The following is a 10,847-nucleotide window of genomic DNA, read 5'->3' on the forward strand; positions in this document are numbered from 1 at the left end:
TAGCAGAGAAACGCTGTACCAGTTTTTGTTTGGAGAGATGTGGAAGATGTATCAATTAGAGAAGAAAAAGCAGTGGATTTATAGGGATCGGGAACTTGATATAAAGGCTACAGTACCCCCGGGCTGGAAAGCGGTCAAATTGGAGACGCCGGAGTTACCGGCTCTGCAAGATGAGGAAGCGGTAAAAAGGTCGATCAAATATCCTGGTTATGGAGAATCGGTAAAAAATTTAGTTGTTGAAAAAAATGCGAAATCTGCATGTGTTTTAGTATCGGATGCAACGAGAGCGGTTCCCACCGCACGAATGTTGAAATATGTGGTGGAAGATCTGGTCGCCGCGGGCATTCCTAATGATCAGATTTACGTTTTTGTAGCAATTGGTGTCCATAGAGAAGCAACGGATTTGGAGATGAGGAGTTTTCTTGGAGATCTTTATGGCAAGATATCCATAGAAAATCATACACCATTTGACACATCTAATTTGATCTGTTTGGGAGAGACAAGTCGCGGTACACCTATTTGGGTGAACAGGAAAGCATATGATTGTGATCTGCATATTCAGATCGGAAAAGTGGAACCCCATGAATTTGCGGGATTTTCAGGTGGACGAAAATCTGTTTTGCCGGGCATCAGTGCGGAAGAAACAATCGTGATCAATCACAGGCCGAAAATGATCCTATCGGAAAATGCAGCGATTGGGGTGCTGGAAGGAAATCCGGTCCATGAGGACATGGTGGAAAGTGCGGAAAAATTCAGGATTGACTTTGGAGTAAACTGTATCATCAACAATCGGCTGGAGCTTTCGGCAGTTTTCGCAGGGGATATGACGAGGAGTCATTTGGCGGCGATAGAATATATCAGAAAATATCTTGGTGTCAAGATGAAGGCTCCGGATATTTTGGTAACTACACCGGGGCAGCCATTGGATATCGATTTTTATCAGACGGTAAAGACACTGATCGCTCTTACGGAAGTTCTTGATAAAAAGACGAAAGTGATATTATACTGTGGATGTCAGGAAGGAGTGAATTCGGAAGATATGCTGCGAGCTTTTAGAAGTGGTGAGAGCCTTGAACAAGTAATTTCTTATACAAAAGAACATTATAAAATTCAAATGGATCATGTATTGTTGCTTTCAAAGATCTTGAAGAAAAATGTTGATATTTTTGTATGCTGCAAAAATGTTTCGGACGAAGAAATCAGACAGATGTTCATGACCCCTTGTAAAACACTCCAAGATGCGATTGAGGAGGCGGTTAAGCTTACAGAGAAGAAAGAAGGCGAGATTCTTTTTTATCCGAGACCTCAGACTGGATTGCCGGTTTTGGAATAAGGATTCATTCTTTTTTAGACGCTGCAGTGCTTGGAATGAAAAAAATTCCAAGCACTGCAGCGTCTTTCATAACCCTAGGTAAAATCCTTGGTTTAGAATAGATTCTGTCCGTTCGAGAACTCTTTGTGACTGCGCATAATTCTTCTGAGCGATCGCGGCAATGAGATAATTGGAAAGACTTAGAGGTGCCGCGTAAGAATTTTTGTAGGAAAGGCTGGAAATGGAACAAGGCAGGATGACGTCGCCATATCCCTGGACAGCGCTATAGTTTTGGCTGGTAAAAAGTATGATCGTGACCCCTTCGTTTTTCAGCCATGAAAGTACGGTGGTACTTAGTTTTGAGTATCGGGGAAATAGATAAGCAACGCAGACATCACCTGGCTTTGCACTTACGATCTCTTCTGGATATAACATTCCTACAGATTGAATCAGATGAATGTTTTCCCGAATTTCGCTTAAACGGGAAGCGGTGTAGTAGGATATGGAGAAGGAACTTCTCATTCCCAATACATACACAGTAGGGGCGGCAGAGACCAGATCGATCACCTTCTGAAGATCTTCCACATTTTGCGCCTCCAGTGTAGACTGAATGTTATGGATATCGTTTTGGAAAGAGTCGGCTAATAACGTGTTTGCCGGATAGTCTTTATGGAATGATAATCTTTCTGGAAGGCTGACTTTTGTCTGAAGCCCGCTTTGGATATCTTTTTGCATTTCTGAGTATCCTGCGTATCCAAGCGCTCTTGAAAAACGTATGACGGTCGTAGTGCTGACGCCAATGCGTTCTGCAAGTTCTTCTAACGTACAGAATGCAATGGAGTTTAGGTTATTGGATAAATAATCTGCGATCATTTTTTGAGAGCGAGTAAAATTACTATAATTATTGTTTAAGGCTTGTAAAAAAATTGACATATCAAATCCCCTGTTTATGTGTAATATATGTAGATTCTAACATTTGTCGAAAGGGGTGTCAACGAATGAAAAGAAAACGTTGGCTGCGTTGCTAGGAAATAACATAAAAATCTGGATTGTAGAATTAATTTCTGGTATGATTGAAAAAGAAAGAGAGGTGCTGTGTATGCCATTGCCAAACAAAGAGTTAGCGTTTGAAAGGACATCAGCCAAACAGAGGGTATACGAGACCGTAAAAGACTGGATCATTGAAGGACAGTTTAAACCTGGGGAAAAGGTTTCGGATGTTGAGATTGCAGATTATTTTAAAGTCAGCAGGACTCCGGTACGTGAGGCGCTGCAGCTTTTGGAATCGCAGAAATTGGTGAAATCTTATCCGGGGAAAGCGACAATTGTAACAGAGTTAGAGACAGACGATATTGAAAAATGGTATCTGCCGATGGCCATGCTGCAGCAGATGGCGATCACACTTGCGGTAGAGAAGATTACACCGTCTCATATAAATCAACTCAAAAAGCTGAGTGATGTGTTCAAAGAGTGTATAAAAGAACAGAAAAAGCCCATGCCGATATTAAAAGCGGATAAGGCATTTCATAGCTGTATATTGGAGGCTGCTGGTAATGAATACATTACGGATTTCTGCAATGTGTTGTGGATACATATTCAAAGATTGGAATACAGCTTCTTTCGGGACACGCCTTTGGAAGCATCTGTGGAGGAGCACGAAAGGATGATCCAGGTGCTGGAAATGAAAGACAGTTATCTGGCTTCTGTACTTGCAAAGGAACATTGGGATAGAACTGCATTGTCGATCCGCGAGTTGAATAAACACGAGTAGGGGATCTGATGGAGAGGGAAACGGATCTATTTTATTTAGGATCCGTTTCCCTTTGCGCTCCATTTGGCAATCTCCGCGATCAGGCCAATGTGCTTTTTGAAAAGGTTGTCATTCCGGTTGTCATTCCCTCCAAGACTTCCGTGCAACAGTTGTCTTGTGCCGGACGGTTATGATATACTATATAAGTTATGACTGAAGGATTTTAGAAAGATCGGGAGGCTTATACGTGGAGGCTTATACGAGTTTTGCATCCGTGTATGATACGTTTATGGATGATGTGCCCTATGAAGAATGGGGAGAGTATCTGCACGGGCTTTTAAAAGAATATGGAATCAATGACGGCCTGGTACTGGATCTGGGCTGCGGAACGGGGACGATGACGGAGCTGCTGGCGGATCTGGGGTATGACATGATCGGGGTGGACAACTCTGAGGATATGCTGGAGATTGCGCTGGAGAAGAAGGTGAAGTCCGGACACGACATTCTGTATCTGCAGCAGGATATGCGGGAATTTGAGCTTTATGGGACGGTGCGCGCAATTGTCAGTATCTGTGATTCTGTGAACTATATAACGGAACCGGATGAACTGCAGCGGGTGTTTTATTGGGCTGATAATTATCTGGATACGGACGGGGTTTTTATTTTTGATTTTAACACAGAATATAAGTACCGGGAAATCCTGGGAGATACTACGATCGCCGAGAACCGGGAAGAGTGCAGTTTTATATGGGATAATTATTATTATGAAGAGGAGCAGATCAATGAATATGAGCTGAGCCTGTTTATAAAGGAGGATGTACCCTCTTCGGACGGCGGTGAGAGATACCGCAAATATCAGGAGACACATTTTCAGCGGGGTTATACCCTAGACGAGATGCTGGAACTGGTGCAGGCATCCGGGCTTAAGTTTCTGGCTGCGTACGACGCATTTACCAGGGAAGCGCCGGGGGCTAAGAGCGAAAGAATCTATGTGATTGCAGGAAAAGGAAAAAGAACAGGAGAATAGACATGGAAGATTATATTGTAAGAGCAACCGCTGCGAATACGCAGATCCGTGCATTTGCGGCATCGACAACAGAACTGGTGGAGCAGGCAAGACAGCGCCATAATACTAGCCCGGTCGCAAGCGCGGCCCTGGGACGTCTTCTGACGGGAGGCGTGATGATGGGAAGTATGATGAAGAATCCTACCGACATCCTGACGCTTCAGGTGAAGTGCGGGGGACCAATCGGCGGCCTTACCGTGACCGCAGACAGCCAGGGGAATGTGAAAGGATATGTGAACAACCCGGATGTGATTCTCCCGGCAAAGAATGGAAAACTGGATGTCGGAGGAGCACTGGGGCCGGGATTTTTAAATGTCATTAAAGATATGGGGCTGAAAGAGCCATATTCCGGGCAGACTGTTCTTCAGACGGGAGAAATAGCGGAGGATCTGACCTACTACTTTGCCACCTCGGAACAGGTACCGTCTTCTGTGGGGCTGGGTGTTCTGATGGAAAAGGATAACACCGTCAGATGTGCGGGAGGATTTATCGTGCAGGTGATGCCTTTCATCGAGGACGAAGTGCTGGACCGCCTGGAAAAGAATATTCAGAATATACAGTCCGTCACAGCAATGCTGGATAACGGCCATACCCCGGAGGACATGCTGGCACAGGTGCTGGAGGGACTTGACCTGGAGATTGTGGACACCCTTCCTGTACAGTTTTCCTGCAATTGCTCCAAAGATCGGATTGAGAAAGCGATTATCAGTATCGGGAAAAAGGATATTCAGTCTATGATTGAGGACGGCGAGGATATCGAGGTGAAATGTCATTTCTGCAATACCGCTTATAACTATACGGTAGAAGAATTAAAAGAGCTACTGGAAAAGAGCAGATAGACAGAGGAAAAGAATTAAAAAGGGTCAGACAGGCAGAAGGAAAAGAGCCGTAAAAGATAACAGGCAGGCCTAAGCAGAAGCTTTTTAAGAACAGACAGGCCGAAGCTTGGGCAAATAAAAAGAAGATATAAGGAGGACAGGCATGAAACAGGGATTTGTGAAGGTTGCGGCAGCTACGCCGGATATCAGGGTTGCAGACGTCACATACAATACGAAGAAAATCTGTGAGGCGATAGAGGAGGCAGACCAAGAGAGGGCAAAGATTCTGGTATTTCCGGAGCTGTGTATCACCGGTTATACATGCGGGGACTTGTTTACACAGGATGTACTTCTGCGGGATGCAAAAGCAGCGCTTCTGAAAATAGCCGGGTTTACGGCGGATAAAGATATTTTGGTCTTTGTGGGACTTCCGCTCAGTGTGGACGGAAAGCTCTACAACGTGGCGGCTGCACTGAACCGCGGCGAGGTGCTGGGGCTGACAACCAAAACATTCCTGCCGAATTACGGCGAGTTTTATGAGATGAGGCAGTTTACCCCGGGGCCGGATGCGGCAAGAGAGATTCTTTTTGACGGGAGCCTGGTTCCGTTCGGGCCTCAGATCCTTTTCCAGGCAACAACTATGGAGGAACTGATCGTATCGGCCGAGATCTGTGAGGATGTATGGTCCCCGATTCCGCCCAGTATTCAGGCAGCCATGGAGGGCGCCACGGTGATCGTGAATTGCTCTGCCAGCGATGAGACAATCGGAAAGGGCCGTTACCGCAGAGAACTGATCCAGGGACAGTCCGCAAGGCTGATTGCGGGATATATCTATGCCAATGCAGGAGAGGGAGAATCCACCACCGATCTTGTATTCGGCGGCCACAATCTGATTACGGAGAACGGGGCAGTCTTAAAAGAAGCGAGACGTTTCCGCAACGATATGATATATTCTGAGCTTGATATTTACCGGCTGACCGGAGAGCGCCGGAAGAATACCACATTCAAGACGACCGGAGAGCGCAGACTTATTCGGGTGCCTTTTTATATGGAATTGGAGAAGACAACTCTTACCAGACATTTTCCGAAGCATCCGTTTGTTCCGGTCAATGAAAAGGAACGGGCAAGAAGATGTGAGGAAATTCTGACGATTCAGGCCATGGGGCTAAAGAAGAGGCTGGCACATACCCATGCCAGAAGCGCCGTCGTGGGGATCTCAGGCGGCCTGGACTCTACGCTGGCGCTACTTGTGACCGCACGTGCCTTTGAGATGCTGGGAAGAGATAAAAAAGAGATCATTGCTGTGACAATGCCCTGTTTTGGAACTACGGACAGAACTTACCAGAATGCCTGCAAGATGGCGGTTCAGCTGGGGGCAGGGCTTCGCGAGGTAGGGATCGCCGATGCGGTAAGCATTCATTTTCGGGATATCGGGCACGATCCAAAGGACCACAGCGTAACGTATGAAAATGCACAGGCCAGGGAGCGGACACAGGTACTGATGGACATTGCAAATGAGATGGGCGGCATGGTAATCGGTACGGGCGATATGTCAGAACTGGCTCTGGGATGGGCAACTTATAATGGAGACCATATGTCGATGTACGGGGTCAACGCGTCCGTACCTAAGACGCTGGTGCGCCATCTTGTAAAATATGCGGCAGATGTGACACCGGATGAGCAGCTGAAGGAAGTGCTTTATGATGTGCTGGACACTCCGGTGAGCCCGGAACTGCTTCCACCGAAGGATGGGAATATTGCGCAGAAGACGGAGGATCTGGTGGGGCCCTATGAGCTCCATGATTTCTTCCTGTATTATCTGGTGCGGTTCGGCTATGAGCCGAGCAAGATCTTCCGTCTGGCAGCGGAGACATTTGAGGACAGCTATGACAATGTTACGATACTGAAATGGCTGGAGACGTTCTGCAGAAGATTTTTCTCCCAGCAGTTCAAGCGCTCCTGTCTGCCGGACGGGCCGAAGGTGGGAACCGTAGCTCTTTCACCGCGGGGGGACTGGAGGATGCCGAGCGATGCGTGCGTGGCTGTCTGGCTGAAGGATCTGGAAAATATTTCACTGATGGATTAGAGTGTGTTTGAGATACTTGGTATGTACAATTGGGGATAAGGAGGATTTTAAGGATGAAGCTGATCAAAACGGAGGAGGCAGAGGGATGTGTGCTGTGTCATGATATCACACAGATTATCCCCGGTGTTACAAAAGATGCAGTGTTCAGAAAAGGTCATGTTGTGACGAAAGAGGACATCCCGGTTCTGTTGTCTGTCGGCAAGGAGAATCTGTATGTCTGGGAAAAACAGGAGGGAATGCTTCACGAGAATGATGCCGCCGAGATACTGCGCCAGGTATGCCAGGGAAACTATATGGAGCCTTCCGAGGTGAAAGAAGGAAAAATTGAACTGACGGCATCCTGTGACGGCCTTCTGAAGGTAGATAATGCGAAGCTGAACCGGATCAATGGCATGGGGCAGATCGTGGTTGCCTCCCCCCATGGGAATTTCCCGGTCAGAAAAGGGGATAAGATCGCGGGAATGCGTGTTGTACCGCTGGTAATTGAGGAAGAGAAGATGGAGCAGGTGAGACAGGCCTGCGGAGAAGAGCCTGTTTTTCAGATCCTTCCTTTCCATAAGATGAAAGCGGGAATCGTGACAACCGGAAGCGAAGTGTATTATGGAAGAATCCAGGATAAGTTTACTCCTGTGGTGATTGAAAAGCTCGAGGAATACGGGATTGAGGTGCTAGGCAATACCGTATGCAATGATGATTCGGATATGGTGACCGAAGCTGTCAGGGGGTGGCTTGGCCAGGAGGCGGATCTGGTAGTCTGCACCGGCGGGATGAGCGTGGACCCGGACGACAGGACGCCGCTTTCTATCCGTAACGCTGCGGATGAAGTTATCACATACGGGGCGCCGGTTCTGCCGGGGGCAATGTTCATGCTTGCCTATGCCGGGGACGTACCTGTTATGGGACTGCCGGGATGCGTCATGTATGCAAAACGCACCATCTTTGATCTGGTACTTCCGCGGGTTGTGGCGGGAGAGAGGCTGAAAGAAGAGGATTTTTCAGTGCTCGGACAGGGCGGTTTGTGCCTGTCATGTCCGCAATGTACATTTCCGAACTGCGGGTTTGGGAAAGGGGTTTAGCGAACGGGCTTTAGTTCAAAATGAATATAAAGAAATTTAAGTATGCAGCAAATATACACCATATCAGATAGGGGATCTGTAAATAAGCAGCTAGAGGGCTGACAATGTTAAACTGCCTTATCATAATAATTAATATAAAGATTAACGCAATGAGCCAGACAAAAGCAAATAGGTAAAGGTTCAATCCGAAGAAGATAATACTCCAACAAAAGTTAAAGAATAGCTGTATTCCATAGAATAGTAATGCCTTAGATTTATGGGGACTATTTGAAGAATAAATTATATATGAGGAAATGCCCATTAATATGTAAAGTATTGTCCATACGATGGGAAAGATAAATCCTGGTGGGCTAAAAGCTGGTTTATCTAACATAAAGTATGATGACATATTTCCGCTAAATAATGCAGACATTGAACCAACGGCTAATGGAATAAGTATTGATATAATAAGAGCACTTTTATTTCGTATTTTCATATACTGGTATGCCTATTGATTATATTTAGTTAAATATATGTAATAAAATTATAATTATAACTTTTCAATTCCCGTACCAAGATACAAGATACACGAATCCAATCTCATCCGCAGTTCCGGTCTGGGCCCCCATCAAGGAACGGGTTCTCCTACCGGTCGGATGAACCAGCTTACCGGGAGCCGGGACGGACTGTGAAAAGCACCTGTCCTGTTGGAAATGCTTTTAGCGAGCATAGCAGCAGTTAGAGGAAATCCGCGAAATCAGCCAGAAAAAAGTTGCTTCCGAAGCAACTTTTTAAAACGCTTGAGGCGTTTAATCATCAGATTAAACGGTGAATGCGTTTGGTTCTGGCTGATTTCGCGGATTTCTTCTTACTGCTGCTTGGCGCAGCGGCTGCATTTCCAACAGGACAGGTGCTTTTCACAGTCCGTCCCGGTTCCCGGTAAGCGTCCCCTCTTCATCCCCTCCCCCCAAATTAAACCTCGTAACTCCACATAATCATATTGACAGTAAAATTCAGAAATGTTAGGATAATATATATAAATAATAAAATTTAAGACTACTTATATAGGTTCATAATCGGATGGACGTTTCTACCAACTACCGGAATAGTTGACTATAAGTATCTGCAGAGGTATCTCTGCAGTTACTTGTGCGGCAGAGATGCGGGAAGGAGACGTCAGGAGATGAGTGAATCTATTTTTATTTTAAAGGGAAATATTGTGTACAGCAGGAGTGCAGAGGAACTGGAGATATGTGAGCATGGCTATCTGGTCTGTGAGAACGGACTGGTGAAGGGTGTGTACCAGACTCTGCCTTTTGCATATGGAGGATTTCCGGTTACCGATTATGAGGACCGCCTGATCATACCGGGGCTGGTGGATCTGCATGTGCATGCACCGCAGTATTCATACCGGGGACTGGGCATGGACATGGAGCTTCTGGAATGGCTGGAGACGAATACATTTCCGGAGGAGGCGAAGTTCAAGGAGACGGAATATGCGAAAAAAGCATACCGTATTTTCGTGGACAATATGAGAAAGGGGGCCACTACCAGAGCCTGTATTTTTGCCACAGTGCACAGGGAGGCAACACTTCTTTTAATGGATATGCTGGAGGATGCGGGCCTGAACACCATGGTCGGCAAGGTGAATATGGACAGAAACTGCCCGGATTATCTGCGGGAGGAATCTGCAGAGTGGTCTGCAGCGGAAACTGTGGAATGGATTAAGGATGTGCTGCATAAGAAATATAAGCACACGAGACCGATCCTGACTCCCCGCTTCACACCGAGCTGCACGGACGAACTGATGGAGAAGCTGAAGATGATCCAGATGCGTTATGAGCTTCCGCTGCAGTCCCATTTATCAGAGAATCCGGGGGAGATCGCCTGGGTGCAGGAGCTCTGCCCGTGGTCGGAGTTCTATGGGGATGCTTATGATAAGTTCGGCCTGTTTGGCTCTGATTGCCCGACGGTTATGGCCCACTGTGTATATTCAGATGACCAGGAGATTGACAGGATGAAGGCAAATGGCGTCTATATTGCGCACTGTCCGGAATCCAATATGAATATTGCCTCCGGCGTAGCTCCGGTGAGAAAGTTTCTGGAGGAAGGACTTCATGTGGGGATGGGAAGCGATGTGGCAGGAGGTTCTACGGAGAGCATTTTCACGGCCATGGCCCATGCCATCCAGGCTTCCAAGCTCCGCTGGCGGTTGCAGGATGACTCCTTAAAACCACTGACCGTGGAGGAAGCATTTTATATGGCGACAAAGGGCGGCGGAGAATTCTTCGGCAGGGTCGGAAGCTTCGAGGAAGGATATGAGATGGATGTGGTTGTGCTGGACGATTCAAGACTTGCACATCCCCAGCCGCTGGATGTGAAAAAACGTCTGGAGAGGATGATCTATTTTTCGGATGACAGAGAGATCTATGCAAAGTATGTGGAAGGCAGCAGGCTGTTCTAATGGAGAGCCTGTAATGTGTGTGCCAGGCATGGCACTAATCTAGCTAGTGAAAGTCTAGTCACGGGTATTTACCGCCAAGTGTAGCGGAGCGCAAGTTGGCATCAGTAATGATGTGGATGAAGGAAGCGCATAGCAAAGTTCACGAGCCTACGAACAGAAACTTGATAAGGCGATGAGGTGGGTAAGGTTGCACATCAAACCAAAGCCCGAAAGGTAAACGTATAACCGAAGTTGTAAATCAAGAGGTTGTGGAATGAAAGATTAGTGCCTTACCCTTGGGAGGCCCTACCCACACA

The 10,847-nt window shown here is 46.8% G+C and carries 9 protein-coding genes and 1 riboswitch; of the genes, 7 read left to right on the forward strand and 2 right to left on the reverse strand.

The features are described 5' to 3' along the window. Positions 1 to 46 precede the first annotated feature (46 nt). Positions 47 to 1,333 carry a nickel-dependent lactate racemase gene (gene larA / locus HMPREF0240_RS05515; RefSeq protein ID WP_009002456.1) on the forward strand — a complete coding sequence of 429 codons (1,287 nt, stop codon included), beginning with the start codon at positions 47 to 49 and terminating at the stop codon, positions 1,331 to 1,333. 66 nt (positions 1,334 to 1,399) lie between these two features. On the opposite strand, the gene HMPREF0240_RS05520 is transcribed toward larA, so the two are convergent. After that, a complete protein-coding gene (locus tag HMPREF0240_RS05520) occupies positions 1,400 to 2,245 on the reverse strand; it encodes a MurR/RpiR family transcriptional regulator (protein WP_009002457.1) in 846 nt (281 codons plus the stop codon). A gap of 166 nt (positions 2,246 to 2,411) precedes the next feature. Between HMPREF0240_RS05520 and HMPREF0240_RS05525 the strand changes: the two genes are divergently transcribed. From HMPREF0240_RS05525 to HMPREF0240_RS05545, 5 genes are all read left to right on the forward strand, one after another. Continuing rightward, positions 2,412 to 3,083, forward strand: coding sequence for a GntR family transcriptional regulator (locus tag HMPREF0240_RS05525; protein WP_009002458.1), 672 nt, complete (start codon positions 2,412 to 2,414; stop codon positions 3,081 to 3,083). A 226-nt stretch (positions 3,084 to 3,309) separates the two neighbouring features. Next, the gene (locus HMPREF0240_RS05530) at positions 3,310 to 4,089 is read left to right on the forward strand and encodes a class I SAM-dependent methyltransferase (protein WP_009002459.1); all 780 of its coding nucleotides are present in this window, start codon (positions 3,310 to 3,312) and stop codon (positions 4,087 to 4,089) included. Positions 4,090 to 4,091: 2 nt separating this feature from the next. Beyond that, a complete protein-coding gene (gene hslO, locus HMPREF0240_RS05535; RefSeq protein WP_009002460.1) occupies positions 4,092 to 4,967 on the forward strand; it encodes an Hsp33 family molecular chaperone HslO in 876 nt (291 codons plus the stop codon). A gap of 142 nt (positions 4,968 to 5,109) precedes the next feature. Beyond that, complete coding sequence (locus tag HMPREF0240_RS05540) at positions 5,110 to 7,032, forward strand: NAD(+) synthase (RefSeq protein ID WP_009002461.1); 1,923 nt, start codon at positions 5,110 to 5,112, stop codon at positions 7,030 to 7,032. Positions 7,033 to 7,085: 53 nt separating this feature from the next. Beyond that, entirely contained in the window at positions 7,086 to 8,108 is a 1,023-nt protein-coding gene (locus tag HMPREF0240_RS05545) for a molybdopterin-binding protein (RefSeq protein WP_009002462.1), read from the forward strand. A 10-nt stretch (positions 8,109 to 8,118) separates the two neighbouring features. Here the strand turns inward: HMPREF0240_RS05545 and HMPREF0240_RS23770 are convergent, their stop codons facing one another. After that, positions 8,119 to 8,583, reverse strand: coding sequence for a TspO/MBR family protein (locus HMPREF0240_RS23770; RefSeq protein ID WP_009002463.1), 465 nt, complete (start codon positions 8,581 to 8,583; stop codon positions 8,119 to 8,121). Between the two features lie 544 nt (positions 8,584 to 9,127). Beyond that, positions 9,128 to 9,223: riboswitch (purine riboswitch) on the forward strand. A 47-nt stretch (positions 9,224 to 9,270) separates the two neighbouring features. Here HMPREF0240_RS23770 and HMPREF0240_RS05550 point away from each other — a divergent pair. Beyond that, a complete protein-coding gene (locus HMPREF0240_RS05550) occupies positions 9,271 to 10,551 on the forward strand; it encodes an amidohydrolase family protein (RefSeq protein WP_009002464.1) in 1,281 nt (426 codons plus the stop codon). Positions 10,552 to 10,847 lie beyond the last annotated feature (296 nt).

Source organism: Clostridium sp. D5, from assembly GCF_000190355.1.
GTDB lineage: Bacteria > Bacillota > Clostridia > Lachnospirales > Lachnospiraceae > Faecalicatena > Faecalicatena fissicatena_A.